The sequence below is a fragment of the Lederbergia graminis genome, from assembly GCF_042655485.1.
Lineage (GTDB): Bacteria > Bacillota > Bacilli > Bacillales > Bacillaceae_C > Lederbergia > Lederbergia graminis.
In genome coordinates this window covers 482938-500306 of sequence record NZ_JBHSMC010000001.1, presented here as the reverse complement: position 1 = coordinate 500306, position 17369 = coordinate 482938, and the positions used below count along the sequence as shown (strand labels likewise).

Genomic DNA, 17369 nt, shown 5'->3' with positions numbered 1-17369 from the left:
CTTTTCCTAAATCCATTTTACTTTTGGTTCTGTTTTATCCCGAATTCTTTTTAAGTTTTCTTTATGCCGGATGATTACAAAAGAAGCTAGAGCTACTACTACGATGATGAGTGGTATGTCGCCTCTAAATAAGGTATATATTACAGCAAATATACCTGCTATAATACTGGACAATGATACATATTTCGATATTTTGAGACTCACTAAAAATACTACCACTAGCAATATAAATAGTATTGGATCATATCCGAGTAGTACACCTCCAGATGTCGCAACTGCTTTTCCCCCTCGAAACCCTGCAAACAGAGGAAACATATGACCAATAACTGCAATAACTCCTGCTATTAAACTGTGGATTTCTAAATCGAAAATAACAGGTAATAATACCGCTAACGTTCCTTTTAATATATCCACTAATGTAACAACAATCCCTGCTCTTTTTCCAAGTGTACGGAATGTATTGGTAGCTCCAAGATTACCGCTACCAAACTGGCGAATATCTTTGCCATAAAAAACTTTTCCCACTATTAACCCTGACGGAATAGACCCTAATATATAAGCTAAAATAAGAACAATTGCAATAAGTGCATATTCCATACACATTTCTCCTTTATGTATTCCTTTTATTCGACATGAACATTGTACCATGTAGAAACTGGAAATGAAAAAACTATTTATATTTTTACTATCATAAGTTGCGCTAGGTCAAGCAATGGATTACGATAGGTTTAATATAATCCTAATAAGGAGGAGTTAAAATGGCAATGGAGTATCCTAGTCGAGAAGAGATCGGTGAAATATTAAAGAAGGCTAAGAGAATTGCGGTAGTAGGATTAAGTGATAACCCAGAACGCACATCCTATATGATTGCAGAAGCAATGCAGTCTGCCGGTTATGAGATTATACCAGTTAATCCTCAAGTAGATGAAGTATTAGGAGTAAAGGCTGTTTCTTCATTAAAAGAAATTGACGGTCATATTGATATTGTAAATGTATTTAGAAGAGCTGAATTTTTACCTGAGATCGCAAAAGAATTTGCAGAAATTGATGCAGATGTTTTTTGGGCCCAACTTGGTATTGAGAATGAAGAGGCATATACATTCTTAAAAGAAAAAGGGTATACTGTGATTATGGATAGATGCATTAAAGTTGAGCATGCTTTAACAAAATAATAGAAATAAAGAGCGCATCTAGTTGCGCTCTTTTTATTGATTTAGTTAATGTATGGTAAAACTTTGTTTGAAGCATATTTGCCAAAAACGAGGTCACAGATATAAAATAAGACATAAGTAGCTTTTTCTGATATAGTAAAGTGTACGAACGGTTGTTTGTGTTGTTTTTGGAAAGGGGTATATGAGTGACAAATAGACAAAATAATTTTGAATACAATGATGAATCCATTCAAGTTTTGGAAGGACTTGAAGCTGTTAGAAAAAGGCCAGGTATGTATATTGGATCGACTGATTCTAGAGGATTACATCATCTTGTATATGAAATTGTAGATAACTCAGTTGATGAAGCATTGGCTGGATTCGGTAAACAAATTAAAGTGATAATTCATAAAGATAACAGTATAAGTGTTGAAGATGATGGACGTGGTATGCCTACTGGTATGCATCAAACCGGAAAACCGACTACTGAGGTTATTTTAACGGTATTACATGCAGGTGGGAAATTCGGTCAGGGTGGATATAAGACAAGTGGTGGGCTACATGGTGTTGGTGCCTCAGTTGTAAATGCACTCTCTGAATGGCTTACTGTTACGATACATAGAGATGGGAATAAGTACGAACAAAAGTTCCGTGATGGTGGAAAGCCTATAACAACTTTAGAAAAGATAGGAACAACTAGGAAAACAGGTACAACCATACACTTTAAACCTGATTCAAAAATATTTAGTACGACCGTGTTTAATTATGATACGTTAACAGAAAGACTTCGCGAGTCTGCATTCTTATTAAAAGGTCTAAAAATAGAAGTGATAGACCTTAGACATGATCAACATGACGTGTTCCATTATGATAACGGGATAGAAGCGTTTGTTGAATATTTAAATGGAGAAAAGGATGTATTACATCCTGTCGCTTCGATTGAAGGAACTGCTAACGATATCGAAGTTGAATTTGCCTTTCAATTTAATGATGGCTTCACGGAGAATATGCTTTCGTTCGTAAATAATGTACGAACAAAAGATGGAGGTACACATGAAGTCGGGGCAAGGTCAGCGATGACAAGAATCTTTAACGAGTATGCACGGAAAACAGGGTTACTAAAAGAAAAAGATAAAAATCTAGAAGGTTCTGATATTAGAGAGGGTCTTTCTGCGATTGTTTCTGTGCGAATTCCAGAAACAATGCTTCAATTTGAAGGGCAAACAAAAGGGAAACTCGGTACTTCAGAGGCAAGATCTGCAGTTGATACCGTCATTACGGAGCACTTAACTTATTTCTTAGCAGAAAATCATGATGTTAGTACTCTTCTAGCAAAGAAAGCTGTAAAGGCGGCCCAAGCTCGTGAAGCTGCTAGAAAAGCAAGAGAAGAAGCTAGGAGCGGGAAGAAGAGGCGGAAGACGGATACACTTTTATCTGGAAAATTAACACCTGCTCAATCTCGTAATCCCGAAAAAAATGAACTATATCTTGTGGAAGGGGATTCTGCTGGTGGTTCAGCGAAACAAGGAAGAGATAGAAAATTCCAGGCAGTATTACCACTTCGTGGAAAAGTGATTAATACCGAAAAGGCGAAGTTACAAGATATTTTCAAAAATGAAGAAATTAATACTATCATTCATACGATTGGTGCTGGCGTAGGACCAGATTTTGACATAAATGATGTCAACTATGACAAAATTGTTATTATGACCGACGCTGACACAGACGGAGCACATATTCAAGTTTTATTACTAACATTTTTCTACCGTTATATGAGACCACTTATTGAAGCGGGTAAAGTATATATTGCCTTACCACCATTATATAAAGTAAGTAGGGGAACAGGTAAAAAGGAAATAATCGAGTATGCGTGGACGGATGAAGAACTAGATTCCGTTATTAAAAAAGTAGGAAAAGGCTACATGCTTCAGCGCTATAAAGGTCTTGGAGAAATGAACGCTGATCAGCTATGGGAAACAACGATGAACCCAGAAACTAGAACTCTTATTAGAGTCTTAATAGATGATGTTGCAAGTGCAGAGAGAAGAGTGACAACATTAATGGGTGATAAAGTAGAACCTCGTAGAAGATGGATTGAAAATAACGTACAGTTTGGTATGGAAGAAGATAGTAGCATTTTAAATAATGAACATCTTCATGAGGAAGGAGGGCAACCAGCATTATGAGTTTAATGGAAAAGTTTCAAAATCTACCATTAGAAGATGTAATTGGTGACCGTTTTGGGCGCTATAGTAAGTATATTATTCAAGAACGTGCTTTACCTGATGCTCGTGATGGGTTAAAACCAGTGCAACGTCGTATACTTTTTGCGATGCATATGGAAGGAAACACAGCTGAAAAAGGTTTTAGAAAATCTGCAAAGACTGTTGGTAATGTTATTGGTAACTACCATCCACATGGAGATACTTCCGTATATGATGCCATGGTACGTATGAGCCAGCCATGGAAGGTACGTCAAAGCTTAATAGAAATGCATGGGAACAATGGTAGTGTAGACGGTGACCCTCCTGCCGCAATGAGATATACAGAGGCAAGGCTTTCGAAAGTAGCATCCGAGTTATTAAGAGATATTGATAAACGAACAGTTGATTTTGTACCTAACTTTGATGATACATCTTCAGAACCGACTGTTCTACCAGCTCGCTTTCCAAACCTCTTAGTAAATGGCTCCACTGGAATTTCCGCAGGTTATGCTACGGATATCCCCCCTCATCATTTAGGAGAAGTGATAGATGCTGTCATTATGAGAATGGATAAGCCTTCATGTACAGTTGAAGATTTAATGACAGTATTAAAAGGACCTGATTTTCCAACAGGTGGAATAATTCAAGGTATTGATGGTATTAAAAAGGCGTACAAAACTGGTAGAGGAAAAATGGTTATCCGGGCGAAAACTGCGATTGAAACTGTTCGAGGTGGACGTGAACAAATCGTCATAACAGAGATTCCTTATGAAGTAAATAAAGCAAATCTCGTTAAGAAAATGGATGAGTTTCGATTAGATCGTAAAGTAGAAGGAATTTCTGAAGTTCGGGACGAAACCGATAGAACAGGTCTACGTATTGTAGTTGAATTGAAGAAAGATGCTAATGCAGAAGGTGTTTTAAATTACTTATTTAAAAATAGTGATCTTCAAGTAACATATAACTTTAATATGGTTGCTATTGATGAAAAACGACCAAAGCTTATGGGGTTGCTAGGACTTTTAGATGCATATATTGGCCACCAAAAAGAAGTAATTAAAAACAGGTCTACGTATGAACTTGAAAAAGCAAAGGAAAGACACCATATCGTTGAAGGATTGATGAAGGCTTTATCTATCCTTGATGAAGTTATCGCAACCATTCGTGCTTCAAAGGATAAGCGAGATGCGAAGGATAACCTCATTGAAAAATTTAGTTTTACAGAAAAACAAGCAGAAGCAATCGTTTCACTTCAATTGTATCGACTAACAAATACAGATATAACTGCACTGGAAACAGAAGCAAAAGAGTTAATGAATACGATAGCTTATTTGAAAGAAATCTTAGAAAGTGAAAGCAAGCTTCTAAATGTGATTAAGAAAGAATTAAGGTTAATTAAAAAGACATATAATGATGAGCGTTTAACTGTCATTGAAGATGAAATATCTGAAATAAAAATTAATCTGGAAGTACTAATTCCTAATGAAGATGTAATGGTTTCTGTCACAAAAGAAGGTTATATTAAACGGACGAGTCTCCGTTCTTACACCGCATCTAACGGTCAGGATTTAGCCATGAAAGAAACCGATCGTTTGATCGCCTTACACGAGCTAAATACGACAGATACATTATTGTTATTTACTAATAAGGGTAATTATTTATACTTCCCAGTCCACGAAATTCCTGATATTAGATGGAAGGACCTTGGTCAGCATGTTGCTTCCATTATCCCAATAGCACGTGATGAGGAAATTATCGAAGTAATCCCTGTAAAGGATTTTGATGAAAATAAATTCATCATGTTCTTTACAAAAAATGGTATGGTTAAGAAATCATCTCTATTATTATACAAGGCTCAACGTTATTCCCGCCCACTTGTAGCGATTAACCTAAAAGCTGATGATGAAGTAGTTAGCGTCCATGTTACAGATGGTTCACAGGATGTATTTATCGTAACAGAAGGCGGCTATGCATTATGGTATTCGGAAGAGGAAGTAAATCAAGTCGGTGCTAGAGCAGCAGGTGTAAAAGCAATCAACTTAAAAGAGAATGATTATGTAGTTAGTGGGGAAGTTTTACCTACAAATTATCAGCTTGAAGATATTGGGGTTCTTATTGCAACCCAGCGTGGAGCCATTAAGAAAATGAAACTTTCTGAGTTTGAGAAAGCAACTAGAGCCAAGCGTGGAGTTATTATTTTACGCGAATTAAAAACAAATCCACACCGCATTGTCGGTATGAAGATTACAAATAACCAAGAACGGTTTATATTGATAACTGAAAATGGAACAGAAGAGGTCATTGACAGCACGACATTAAAATACCATGATCGCTATTCTAATGGCTCATTCTTAGTTGATGAATCTCAAAATGGAAAATCACTATTCCTATTGAGGGAGATTGTACCGTCAACACAAACTTAACAAAATAAAAAAATAAAGTCTTTTTTAAAAAGGCTTTATTTTTTTATAAAAATTTATAAATATACTATTGTATTTATTTTTATTCACAGTATAATAATAAACATCATCATTATTTTTTATGTATCTATTGATAACCATTGTTTTACAAACAATGTGTTTGAAACATATCATACTGAAATTATACATATGCGCTACTCATATATAGGAGTGAATAAAAAATGAAAGTTGGAATTATTGGAGCAACAGGATATGGAGGGGCTGAGTTACTTCGTATATTAAATTCACATCCAGAATTTACAATCTCAGCAATTTATTCCTCATCACAACAAGGTAAAATGATCCAGGAACATTACCCACATTTAACAGGTATTGTACCAAATACATTAGAGGAAATTGATCCGAATAAAATAGCGAAAGATACAGATCTTGTATTTTTAGCAGCACCATCTGGAGTCGCTACAAAGCTCGCACCTTCGTTATTAGAAGCTGGGTGCAAAGTAATAGATGTATCAGGTGATTTTCGATTAAAAAACACAGAAGATTATGAGCATTGGTATCAAAAAGAGGCTGCTCCAACTGAATGGATTGAAAAAGCTGTATATTGTCTTCCGGAGCTAAATCGAAAGGATGTTCAAACTGGAACACAATTCATATCCAATCCTGGATGCTATCCAACAGCAACATTACTAGGATTAGCACCTTTAGCACAGTCAGGATGGCTTGTAGAAGGATCCGTCATTATAGATGCTAAATCAGGAGTATCAGGAGCTGGACAGTCACCAAGCTTAGCAACCATATACAGTGAATTAAACGAGAATTTAAAGATTTATAAGGTGAATAAACATCAACATATACCAGAAATTGAGCAAATGTTGAAGAAGTTTGGATATTCTTCACCAATCACATTCCAAACCCATTTGAACCCGATGACTCGAGGTATTATGGCAACTATTTATGGAAATGTAAATACGGATGTAACGGAAGATGATGTGTGGAATCTATTTTCAGAGTTTTATAGAAATGAACCATTTGTAAGAGTAAGAGAAATGGGAATATTCCCAGCAACAAAAGAAGTAACAGCTTCCAATTACTGTGATATTGGAATATCATTTGATGAACGTACAGGGAGAGTTACCATCGTCTCTGTTATCGATAACTTAATGAAAGGTGCTGCAAGTCAAGCAGTACAAAATGCAAATATTATGTTCGGTTTTGAGGAAACTGCTGGATTGAAGTTCAGCCCAGTTTTTCCATAACACCATTAGAGGAGTGTAAAATTATGCAAACAACAAGTAATCAGCAATTAATCAAAGTAGAAGAAGGAAGCATTGTTTCACCGCTAGGCTTTTCTGCAACTGGCCTTCATACGAAGGTAAAGCGGAAACGCAATGATCTAGGTTTAATATATTGCGATGTTCCAGCGGAAGCTGCAGCCGTCTATACATTGAACCAAATTATTGCTGCTCCTCTAACTGTTACAAAGGAAAGCATTGGATATGAAGGTAAATTACAAGCGGTAGTAATTAATAGTGGAAATGCTAATGCATGTACAGGTAAGCAAGGATTTCTTGATGCGATGGCGATGAGAGATGCTGTTGCTAATATATTTTCTATTAACAATCATTATGTGGCAGTTGCTTCTACTGGTGTTATTGGAGAGAAAATGCCAATGGAGAAGATAATCCCAGGAATTGATAATTTGGATCCGCAAAAAACAATTCAGGGTGCTGAGAATTTTAATGAAGCAATATTAACAACAGATACATGTAGTAAAACAACATGTTATGAAACTGTTATTGATGGAGTAAAAATAACGATGGGTGGATCTGCGAAGGGATCTGGTATGATTGCTCCGAATATGGCAACAATGCTTGGTTTTATAACTACCGATGCAAATATTCCACATGTTCACTTACAAGCAGCTTTAAAAGAAGTTACGAACAAAACATTTAACCGCATCACTGTGGATGGCGACACTTCTACAAATGATATGGTTATTGTAATGGCGAGTGGATTAGCAAACAATTCGTCACTCACACCAGAACATCCAGAATGGGATAAGTTTTTACACATACTAAATCAAGTTTGCCAAGACTTAGCAATCATGATAGCTCGTGATGGTGAGGGAGCAACTAAATTAATAGAAGTAAATGTTGTAGGAGCGTTAAACGATGACGAGGCTGGGAAAATTGCAAAGACAGTTGTAGGCTCTGATTTAGTGAAAACAATGATATATGGTGCAGATCCTAACTGGGGTCGATTAATGATGGCAGTAGGAAGAAGCGGGATGACGATTAACCCGTTGACCATTGACATAAAAATAGGTCCACATCAATTGCTAATGAATAGTGAGCCAGTAAATTATGAAGAAGCTGTACTAAGTAATTATTTGACTCATTCAGAGGTGGACATTCATATTAACTTGAATATTGGAACAGGTATTGGGAAAGCTTGGGGTTGTGATTTAACGTACGATTATGTACGGATTAATGCAAGTTATCGAACATAATACTTGAAGAGGGAGGAGCTTAATCATGGATGGAATGATTGTAATTAAATGTGGTGGCAGCATGATTGACACGCTGTCAACTGAATTTTTTGATAGTATAAAAAAATTGCAAAGCAACGGCTTGAAACCCATCATCGTTCATGGTGGCGGACCTGCCATTAACAAGATGCTCGAGAGCTTGCAAATAGAATCTGAATTTGTAAATGGATTACGAAAAACGACTGATGAAGTAATGAACGTAGTTGAAATGGTACTATCCGGATCTATCACTAATCAATTAGTTCGTGGTTTACAAGCAAATGGAATTAATGCGATTGGTATTACTGGGTCTGATGGAGGATTACTAAAAGCTAAAGCAATTGATAAAGAAAAGTTAGGTTTTGTTGGTGATATAACAGCAGTGAATGAAACCATTTTGTATAATTTAACATCGATTGGTTTAGTTCCAGTAATTTCGCCAATTGCCATTAATAATAATGGAGACGAACTATTAAATATTAATGCAGACACAGCAGCTGCAGCAATAGCAGTTGCTGTTAAAGCTAGTAAAATATTATTCGTAACAGATGTTCCAGGAGTTTTAAAAAATAACGAAATTGTTGAAACTGCCACATCAAAAGAAATGCTGTCATTGATTGATGACGGGACAATTTCTGGTGGTATGATACCAAAGGTCAAAGCTGCATTACACAGTCTTGAAGGTGGTATGACCGAAGCGATGATTGTTAGTGGGCAGTCTTACCTATTAGATGGCAAAAAAATCGTAGGAACGACAATCCGCAAAGAATTGGAGATTGTGAATTAATATGACATATTTATTTAATAATTATGGGCGCTGGGATATTGAACTTGTCGAAGGTAAAGGTACGAAAGTAATAGATTCAAAAGGAAAAGAATTTATAGACTTCACATCTGGAATTGGAGTATGTAATCTTGGCCATTGTCATCCTCATGTAGTGGAGGCAACGACAACACAGTTTAATAAAATCTGGCATACATCCAATTTATTTGAAAGTTCATTACAAGAAAAAGTAGCAGAAAAATTAACGAAATATTCAAATGGTGGAGCTGTGTTTTTCTGTAATAGCGGTGCAGAAGCAAATGAAGCAGCAATAAAATTAGCTCGTAAACATACAGGCAAATCGAAAGTTATCACTTTTATGAAGTCTTTCCATGGTCGCACATTTGGAACGATGGCTGCTACGGGGCAAGATAAGGTGAAAGTTGGTTTTGGTAAAATGTTAGAGACATTTGTGCATTTGCCATACAATGATATTGATGCTTTAGAGAAGGAAATTGATGAAAATACAGCAGCTGTCATGTTGGAAGTAATTCAGGGTGAAGGTGGAGTCAATATTGCCGATCCAGCATTCCTAGTAGTTGTCGAAAATTTATGTCGCCAACATAATGTATTGTTAATCGTGGATGAGGTACAAACAGGAATTGGTCGAACTGGAGCTCCGTTTGCTTATCAACACTATCACATCTCCCCAGATATAATAACTTCTGCTAAAGGCTTAGGAAATGGATTTCCAACAGGAGCAATGATCGCCAAAAAAGAATTATACGAAGTTTTTGGTCCAGGAAGTCACGGCTCTACTTTTGGTGGAAATCCATTGGCAATGACAGCAGCTAATGCAACATTAGAGATTGCCTTTGATAACGAATTTTTAAAGGAAGTCGAAGCAAAAGGTAATTACTTGTATAAAAGATTACTTGATGAATTAAAGGATGTATCAGATTTAGTAGCAATTCGTTATAAAGGGTTAATGTTTGGTCTGGAATTTACAGAGGAGATTGCTCCGTTACTCCCGATTTTACGTGAACAGGGAATTCTTGCTTTGTCTGCAGGTCCAAATGTACTGAGACTTCTTCCACCTTTAACAGTGTCAATCGAAGAGTTAGATAGTGCAATTGAAATAATTGCTAAGACAGTCATTACAAATAGTACAGCGTCTAGTTCCCAAAAGTGACGATTATTATTGAATAAACAACTAGGATGTTTTTGTAAAGGGTGATTACGTGGAATATATAAAAAGTAATTTAAAGGGAAAGCATTTATTAACATTGGCGGATTTGAATTCTGATGAAATACTTCAGTTAATCGAAGATGCAGTCCAACTAAAGAAAATGCAAAAAGAAGGAAAACCTCATTCGTATTTAAGCGGTAAGACATTAGCGATGATTTTTGAAAAATCTTCTACAAGAACGCGTGTATCGTTTGAAGTAGGGATGAATCAACTCGGCGGACATGCGTTATTTTTGAGTCGCACCGATATTCAATTAGGCAGAGGAGAAACAGTTTCTGATACTGCAAAGGTTCTATCTCGTTATGTAGATGGTATTATGATTCGAGCCCACGAACATAGTGGTGTAGAAGAATTAGCAGCAAATTCAACCGTACCAGTGATTAATGCTCTTACGGATGACTTTCATCCATGCCAAGTATTAGCTGACCTTTTAACACTTTATGAGGTAAAGGGAGAATTAAAAGGGAACAAATTAGCTTATGTCGGTGACGGAAATAATATGGCTCATTCTTTAATGATCGGCTGTGCAAAAACTGGAGTACATTGTTCTATTGCTTCTCCTAAGGGATATGAACCAAATCCTAGTATCGTCGAATTAGCTCTAGAAATTGCTCAAGAAACAGGCGCAAAGATTGTTGTAACAAATCAACCTGAGGAAGCAGTAGCAAATGCTGACGCAGTCTATACAGATGTTTGGGCAAGTATGGGCTGGGAAGACGAGCAAGAAGTTAGATTGCAAGCATTTCAAGGTTATCAGGTCAATAAAGAATTAATGTCTTATGCAAAAGAGGATGCGATATTTTTGCACTGCTTGCCAGCTAAACGTGGACAAGAGGTATCAGCAGAAGTAATTGATGGACCACAATCACTCGTGTTTGAGGAAGCAGAAAATCGTCTTCATGCTCAAAAAGCATTGATGGTCGCCTTAATGGGCTAAACCGTATGTAACCACTAATAGGCACTTGTCATATAATGGAGTAATCCTATTGACAAGTGCTTTTTTGGTTTTTTTATCCTTTATTAAGTGGGATTTGAATGAAATAAAAAGGGGAGCAGCATGATGGAAAAGTTACGGTCTGATCAATTTACTGTCATGATTATTCCACCCGCAACCTCCTATGGACCTGTGGATGGAAGGAAGTATACCTTATCTGGAATAGATTCGGAAATATCGAAAGTCTTATCAATTGGAAGTAAGTATAACTTAAATAAATATCCAAATAATCGAGAGGATGTTTTCATCGCTGAATGGCTACCAAAATTGGGTGAGTATGTTCTTTCCGGTGAATTGCTCATCACTAGAGAAGGGATGAGCGAGGCAGATGCTCGTAATAGATATGAGCGTATGTTATCGGAACTTCCAAATATGCTTGCTACAATTTTTCAAGCAGACCATTCTATATTTAAGTATGCTCCTTGGCTCATGGACGCCCCTATTTTCGTACAATGTGATTCCCATATACCGTACTTGTGTACATTAAAGCAAATGGGTACGCCTAGGAATTATTTCTAATACGATAACATAATGTGATGCCAGACTATCAAAACAAACTAGCCTGGCATATTTTCTTTCATACACTATTTATTATTTGAGGTATCTTCCTTATAAAAACGTTCTCCAGTATCAGGATTATAGTATACAATTAATTTCTTTTTCGTTGTTGGATCGATCGATACTTCTTTCGTGCGTATAAATCCTTCTGGTACTTGTTTACCATGTTTTATTTTAAATCTACGATCCCAAACGAACCAGGACCCTATAATTAAAACAATTAAAATTATGATTTGAATTCCATAAAACCCTATTATCCAATCCATTAATGTTATTCCTTTTCAATAATTACAGCAGTACCGTAAGCAACAATCTCACTCATATTTTGTCCAATCTCTCCTGAATCAAATCGCATCATGATAATGGCATTTGCTCCCATTGCTCGTGCACTCTCCACCATACGATCCATCGCTTGTTTCCTAGCATCTTCTAACATCTCGGTGTATTGATTTATTTCACCACCTACTAGACCTTTCAGTGATGCAACTATATCTTTACCTATACCTCTAGCCCTTACTGTTAGGCCGAAGACTGGTCCTAACACTTCCTTCACTTTATGGTTTGCTACATTTTCAGTTGTAACAATTATCATCACACACCAAACCCCTTTCTTTTATTAAATCTGTTTTCATATTTTAAGCTTGGTAATAAAAAATATCACCAACTATCATAAATATTTATTTGATTCATGATGGTTGGTGATTAATTGTTCTACTTTAGTCCTTCTATCGTGAGATCTTTAACAGGGAGGAAAATATCTCCTGTATCTAGATATGTGATAGTCACATTATCACCTGATTCGAGGTATATCGAAAGAGGTGAATTTTCCGATGATACGATAAAGTTTTGGTCATTATTTAAGTAGAATGACGTGATTGTTATGTCTCCTGATTTTTCTTTATATACTCTTAGCACAGTACCGCTTAACTGCTTTTCTTCTGCATTCGAAGAACCGTCCACTGTACTACCACCACGTTGTAGGGCGGTTTTATACAATTTTAAAGCTTCATTTGGTGTCGACGCAAAAACGGAAATTTCTGGGTTAGCAGCTGAAACAATGAAATAATTTTGTAAGAATCCATTGGAATCGAGAACAGGTGTTAACCAACTAGCTTCACCATAAAAATTGTATAGTACAGGCATTTCTCCAGACCATTTCTTTTCGATAAATTTCTTTTCAATGATCTCAAGTGCTCCTTGTGAGTCCATATAAGATTCTTCTAAATTTCCTGTATAATATGTTGCTTCACCAGTGCGTGCATCCGTTAAGGAATATCCTAACATTGAATCAACACCTTCTTTTGGACTAGTGAAGTCTGTAAAGTAATACATCTTTCCTTCTTCATTAAAGATAGGACTAACATTCGCTTCAGTACCTTCATCAGAAGGAAGTTTTACATCTCTTTTTCCAAATACACTGTTCCAAAATCCGTGAATGTATTTTCCAAAATAACTATTTTGTAAGCTTACTGCTTCTGGTGAAACTGCACCATCTATAAATTCAGGGACTTCGTCTAAGGAATAAACAGCTGTTTCACCATTTTTAGGATTCACCATAACAATCCCTTTCATATCAAAGCCATTACGTGCAGAAATAAAGTCTCCATACGTTCGAATATAATAAGGTGTACCGTCATCATCTACTTCTAATTGTGGGTCACCATAGAATATGAATTCAGGATATTGATTACGTATATAACGTTCTAAATTCTTATGGAAGTATGCTGAAGGTGTATAGCTCATTTCAGCTTTTACAAACTTTGGATTATTTGCAGCATCTGTTGCACTCATCTGGAAATATCCAGGAGTTGTTTTCCCATTGTTCCATTTGAATAGTCCTGAAAATTCAACGGGGGCGATATATACAAATTCACCGTTTACCTTTTGAATTTGTAATTCACCAAGTTCGTAATAACTAGTATTTGGAACTTGCCCAAAAGCCTTTTTCATTTTATTTCTGGCAAATTGGGGAGGAACACTTGCTGGTGTTTTCGTTTCGTCAAATGCAGTTATTTCAATTTGCTCATCCATTTTAGATGTCTCGTATTTTTGATTTGCATTGAAGAAAGGTGCGATAAGTAAATAAATCATAAAAATTAAACTTGCTAAAAATAGACAACCTTTAACAATCCGTTCTCGTCCTTGAGCTATTATAGTTCCTAATAGGGTGACGATAACTAATAATAGCCATAATGAACTGATTGTTCTGTCTATATTGGAAAGATAATAAAAGAGGAAGATAATGATCCATGTTACGAGAAACACAGAAGCTGCCTCTAAAATAATATTCCTTTTTTTAGGTTTCCTAGTTGCTTTCTTTTCCGATTGATTGGAGTAAAACGGAAGAATAATGATGGAAAAGACGATGGAAACAATTAATGTAAATAGAAAAATACTTCCCATTACAACAACTCCTTACTCATTCTATACTTCTCTATTTTGTACGATTAAGTATAGGAAAAAGATTCACTGCCATTATGAATATAGGATATAAAAAAGTGCATATAGTTATACACTACATACACTAATAGTCGTTTTAAAATTTTATACTTTAAATCTTGTAATTAATTTATTTAAATCGACAGATACAGCAGACAAAGATTCGGAGCTTGCTGCAATTTCTTGCATGGAACTTGTTGTTTGTTCAGCAAATGCAGCTGTTTCTTCCACTCTTGCAGAGGACTCATCGGAAATATTGGCTATATCAGAGATGGAGCTATTCATAACATCTGTACTTTTTGCGATATTATCAAGATCTGCAGAGATGGTATGTATTTGACTCACTACTTTCTGAATAGAGGTCGTAATTAATTCGAAAGCTGTTCCAGTTGTCTTGATTTGTTCGGTACCAGATTCAACTTGTTCGAAACTTTTATTCAATGATTGTACGACTTCCGAAGTTTCTTTTTGAATAGTCGAGACGATAGCTGTAATATCAGCAACGGAACTATTGACTTGCTCTGCAAGCTTTTTCACTTCGCCGGCAACAACAGCAAAACCTCTGCCATGCTCACCTGCTCGAGCAGCTTCAATTGCAGCATTTAAGGCAAGTAGGTTTGTTTGTTCTGATATATCTGAAATAACTTGAACTAACTGTGAAATTTTCTTTGAGTGCTGATCAAGAGACTGTACTTTTTCTACAGCAGCCAATACATTTTCATCGATAAGTCGCATTTTTTCTATCGATTCGGTCATGGCTTCATTACCTTTTTCTGTTAGTGCTAACACTTCTGTCGTCACTTCAGTTGCTCGTTGTCCATATACATTTGCATTATGAATATTTTCAGTTAAAGATTTCATTGATTCAGCAAGCTTAGAAGAGGAAGAAGCTTGAATTTCTGCAGCATGTGAAAGTTCTTCCATCGTAGTAGCAACTTGTTGACTTCCAGAATTCACTTCATTTGCAGAAAAACTTAATTCCTCACTTCGATGCATAACTGTACTAGATGCATTTCTTATTTCCATTGCCATAGAGCGGATTTCTCGATTTAAATCGTTCACTGCCTGAATAAGAATACCAGCTTCATCTTTTGATTTTGTCATTAAATCATCATGAGTTAAATCACCATTTGCAATTAGTTTCATACGATTGGAAGCTTGGATAATTGGCTTGGAAATTGTTGAAGCCATAATTAGTGCAATCGTAATTCCGACGATAAGAGACATTAAGGCAATTGAAATACTTATATAGTTATTCCGTTTATTTCCTGATAACACTTCATTAGCTGTTGTTGTGATTTTATTGGATTGATTGTCCGTTAATACAGTAAAAGTGGTATGCACTAAACTACCAGTTTTTTCAACTTTGTCTCTAAAATTGAGGAGGGCTAAATCTTTATCTCCATCTCGATAAACGGAAAAAACCTCCGTTTCAAGTTCTTCTTCCCAATCACTTATTAATTTTATCGCATCTTTTGTTACTTGAGATGAGTCTATTTCTAGAAGCTGTTTTTCAAGATTTCTAATTTCTGTAGTTGCAATATCAAATTGTGTAAGATAGCTTGCTTGACCATATAATACGTAGCCACGTGCTAAAGACATGCGTTCCAGAATATTCGTTCCAATTTTATTTGAAATTAGCATAATTGGTAATTCATCATCAATGATGTTTTGAGTTTGTTGATTGGAAACAGAAGTAAAATAATAATTACCTGATACTACAGCGAATACCATTAAGATAACGATGGTGAAACCGCATACAATTTTTCCTTTTATCGTTCTCATTTAATGTTCCCCCTTATATACTATGAAATATGTGCGTACAAGATGTGCATATATAATTACTGTAAATATATGTACATACAAGAGCATTTTCATATTATATCGACAATTTTCACTAAATCTAAATACCTAATTTGTAATTTTTTAATATTTTATCCTGAGCAGAAAAGGTGGAATTTTAAACAAATCCTGTATAATATAAGGATGAACAGTAATATGGATACAAACCTTATGTACTATAGTATGAGTGAAAGGTTGTAATCAAAAAGAAATATTATAAAGATGAAATTATTGGTATAATTATAATGGGTAAAACTAATTATTAATTTTTTCTTGACAAAGGGGTATATAAAATGGGTGAAAGTTTCGTTAATATTGGTGAAATCCTTCAGTCGTTAAGAAAATATAAAGGCATGTCGCTTGCTGATCTAGCAGAAGATATTTGCACAGTTGAAGAACTTACCTTAATTGAAAAAAACAAACAAGTACCAACAATAGATGAGCTTTTCAGATTAGCAAATAAATTAAACGTTAATTTAAGTGATTTTTTCGATTTTACATCAGCAGATTCTATGAGCTATGTTTCAGCTGTTAGCGGACTAATTAAAAAGTTTAAAAGGGATCGTAATTATCAAGCAATCTATGAAATTGTACAACGTGAAAAGAAAAATCCACTTTTTAATTTCCCTTCAAGTAAACAATTTTTACATTGGCATGAAGCTATATGTCTTTATTATTTAGCAGATTCAAACAATAGAAATAAACAATCTTCTATAAGTATGTTGATTGAAGCTATCGAATTAACAAATCCAAGTAAAAAAGGCTTAACAGAGCAAGAGATTGAAATTAAGATGTCTATTGCTTTAATTGAAAAAGATGATCAATGTTTCGAAAAGGCGATTACATTATTAAAAGAAATATTAGATGATATGGAGAAACTTCCCTCTTTATCAGATCCTCAGGTAAAGTTAAGAGCCTTATTTGGTTTAGCACAATCATTAACTAGAATAGAGAAGTATGATGAGTCACTTAAATATTGCGAAAAAGGCATACAACAATGTATTAACGATGAAATATTATATCTTCTTGGTGAGTTTTTGTATCAAGCAGGTTTAAATTATAAACATATAGGGAAAATAGAATTGAGTAGAGAAACATTAAATAAATCTTTGCAAGTATTTAAATTACAAGAAAAAGAGAATCTTACTAAATTAGTAGAAAAGGAATTGGAAAAAATACCTAGTTAATGTATAATAGAATTGAATAAATTTTTTTTGAA

Annotated in this window: 15 protein-coding genes; 10 read left to right on the top strand and 5 right to left on the bottom strand. The window is 35.3% G+C overall.

What is annotated here, in order from left to right:
* Nucleotides 1-6 precede the first annotated feature (6 nt).
* Nucleotides 7-597, bottom strand: coding sequence for a glycerol-3-phosphate 1-O-acyltransferase PlsY (gene plsY / locus ACFPM4_RS02620; protein WP_144920915.1), 591 nt, complete (start codon nucleotides 595-597; stop codon nucleotides 7-9).
* Between the two features lie 161 nt (nucleotides 598-758).
* Between plsY and ACFPM4_RS02615 the strand changes: the two genes are divergently transcribed.
* From ACFPM4_RS02615 to ACFPM4_RS02575, 9 genes are all read left to right on the top strand, one after another.
* Nucleotides 759-1172, top strand: a complete 414-nt coding sequence (locus ACFPM4_RS02615; protein ID WP_144920913.1) for a CoA-binding protein — start codon at nucleotides 759-761, stop codon at nucleotides 1170-1172.
* 185 nt (nucleotides 1173-1357) lie between these two features.
* Entirely contained in the window at nucleotides 1358-3337 is a 1980-nt protein-coding gene (gene parE / locus ACFPM4_RS02610; RefSeq protein WP_144920911.1) for a DNA topoisomerase IV subunit B, read from the top strand.
* Nucleotides 3334-5778, top strand: a complete 2445-nt coding sequence (parC, locus tag ACFPM4_RS02605) for a DNA topoisomerase IV subunit A (protein WP_382347407.1) — start codon at nucleotides 3334-3336, stop codon at nucleotides 5776-5778. Before parE ends, parC begins: the two co-directional genes overlap by 4 nt.
* A gap of 218 nt (nucleotides 5779-5996) precedes the next feature.
* A complete protein-coding gene (gene argC / locus ACFPM4_RS02600) occupies nucleotides 5997-7034 on the top strand; it encodes an N-acetyl-gamma-glutamyl-phosphate reductase (protein ID WP_382347404.1) in 1038 nt (345 codons plus the stop codon).
* 23 nt (nucleotides 7035-7057) lie between these two features.
* Nucleotides 7058-8287 (top strand): bifunctional glutamate N-acetyltransferase/amino-acid acetyltransferase ArgJ, encoded by a 1230-nt coding sequence (argJ, locus tag ACFPM4_RS02595; RefSeq protein WP_144920905.1) that lies wholly within the window; start codon nucleotides 7058-7060, stop codon nucleotides 8285-8287.
* Nucleotides 8288-8312: 25 nt separating this feature from the next.
* On the top strand, nucleotides 8313-9092 hold the full coding sequence (gene argB, locus ACFPM4_RS02590) for an acetylglutamate kinase (RefSeq protein WP_186324647.1): 780 nt from the start codon (nucleotides 8313-8315) through the stop codon (nucleotides 9090-9092).
* Between the two features lies 1 nt (nucleotide 9093).
* Nucleotides 9094-10260, top strand: coding sequence for an acetylornithine transaminase (locus tag ACFPM4_RS02585; RefSeq protein ID WP_382347400.1), 1167 nt, complete (start codon nucleotides 9094-9096; stop codon nucleotides 10258-10260).
* A 49-nt stretch (nucleotides 10261-10309) separates the two neighbouring features.
* The gene (gene argF, locus ACFPM4_RS02580; RefSeq protein ID WP_382347397.1) at nucleotides 10310-11254 is read left to right on the top strand and encodes an ornithine carbamoyltransferase; all 945 of its coding nucleotides are present in this window, start codon (nucleotides 10310-10312) and stop codon (nucleotides 11252-11254) included.
* A gap of 123 nt (nucleotides 11255-11377) precedes the next feature.
* Nucleotides 11378-11830 carry a staygreen family protein gene (locus ACFPM4_RS02575; RefSeq protein WP_382347394.1) on the top strand — a complete coding sequence of 151 codons (453 nt, stop codon included), beginning with the start codon at nucleotides 11378-11380 and terminating at the stop codon, nucleotides 11828-11830.
* A 65-nt stretch (nucleotides 11831-11895) separates the two neighbouring features.
* Here the strand turns inward: ACFPM4_RS02575 and ACFPM4_RS02570 are convergent, their stop codons facing one another.
* From ACFPM4_RS02570 to ACFPM4_RS02555, 4 genes are all read right to left on the bottom strand, one after another.
* Complete coding sequence (locus ACFPM4_RS02570) at nucleotides 11896-12135, bottom strand: hypothetical protein (protein WP_382347391.1); 240 nt, start codon at nucleotides 12133-12135, stop codon at nucleotides 11896-11898.
* Nucleotides 12136-12140: 5 nt separating this feature from the next.
* A complete protein-coding gene (locus tag ACFPM4_RS02565; protein ID WP_144921038.1) occupies nucleotides 12141-12461 on the bottom strand; it encodes a YbjQ family protein in 321 nt (106 codons plus the stop codon).
* Between the two features lie 119 nt (nucleotides 12462-12580).
* Nucleotides 12581-14272, bottom strand: a complete 1692-nt coding sequence (locus ACFPM4_RS02560) for a hypothetical protein (RefSeq protein ID WP_382347387.1) — start codon at nucleotides 14270-14272, stop codon at nucleotides 12581-12583.
* 141 nt (nucleotides 14273-14413) lie between these two features.
* On the bottom strand, nucleotides 14414-16093 hold the full coding sequence (locus ACFPM4_RS02555) for a methyl-accepting chemotaxis protein (protein WP_382347384.1): 1680 nt from the start codon (nucleotides 16091-16093) through the stop codon (nucleotides 14414-14416).
* A 350-nt stretch (nucleotides 16094-16443) separates the two neighbouring features.
* Here ACFPM4_RS02555 and ACFPM4_RS02550 point away from each other — a divergent pair, with 350 nt between their 5' ends.
* A complete protein-coding gene (locus ACFPM4_RS02550) occupies nucleotides 16444-17337 on the top strand; it encodes a helix-turn-helix domain-containing protein (RefSeq protein WP_382347381.1) in 894 nt (297 codons plus the stop codon).
* Nucleotides 17338-17369: the final 32 nt, after the last annotated feature.

Bases quoted from the DNA above. Each gene is read 5' to 3' on its own strand.
- plsY (WP_144920915.1), bottom strand. From the start codon at position 597: ATGGAATATGCACTTATTGCAATTGTTCTTATTTTAGCTTATATATTA.
- ACFPM4_RS02615 (WP_144920913.1), top strand. From the start codon at position 759: ATGGCAATGGAGTATCCTAGTCGAGAAGAGATCGGTGAAATATTAAAG.
- parC (WP_382347407.1), top strand. From the start codon at position 3,334: ATGAGTTTAATGGAAAAGTTTCAAAATCTACCATTAGAAGATGTAATT.
- argC (WP_382347404.1), top strand. From the start codon at position 5,997: ATGAAAGTTGGAATTATTGGAGCAACAGGATATGGAGGGGCTGAGTTA.
- argJ (WP_144920905.1), top strand. From the start codon at position 7,058: ATGCAAACAACAAGTAATCAGCAATTAATCAAAGTAGAAGAAGGAAGC.
- argB (WP_186324647.1), top strand. From the start codon at position 8,313: ATGGATGGAATGATTGTAATTAAATGTGGTGGCAGCATGATTGACACG.
- ACFPM4_RS02585 (WP_382347400.1), top strand. From the start codon at position 9,094: ATGACATATTTATTTAATAATTATGGGCGCTGGGATATTGAACTTGTC.
- ACFPM4_RS02575 (WP_382347394.1), top strand. From the start codon at position 11,378: ATGGAAAAGTTACGGTCTGATCAATTTACTGTCATGATTATTCCACCC.
- ACFPM4_RS02570 (WP_382347391.1), bottom strand. From the start codon at position 12,135: ATGGATTGGATAATAGGGTTTTATGGAATTCAAATCATAATTTTAATT.
- ACFPM4_RS02565 (WP_144921038.1), bottom strand. From the start codon at position 12,461: ATGATAATTGTTACAACTGAAAATGTAGCAAACCATAAAGTGAAGGAA.
- ACFPM4_RS02560 (WP_382347387.1), bottom strand. From the start codon at position 14,272: ATGGGAAGTATTTTTCTATTTACATTAATTGTTTCCATCGTCTTTTCC.
- ACFPM4_RS02555 (WP_382347384.1), bottom strand. From the start codon at position 16,093: ATGAGAACGATAAAAGGAAAAATTGTATGCGGTTTCACCATCGTTATC.
- ACFPM4_RS02550 (WP_382347381.1), top strand. From the start codon at position 16,444: ATGGGTGAAAGTTTCGTTAATATTGGTGAAATCCTTCAGTCGTTAAGA.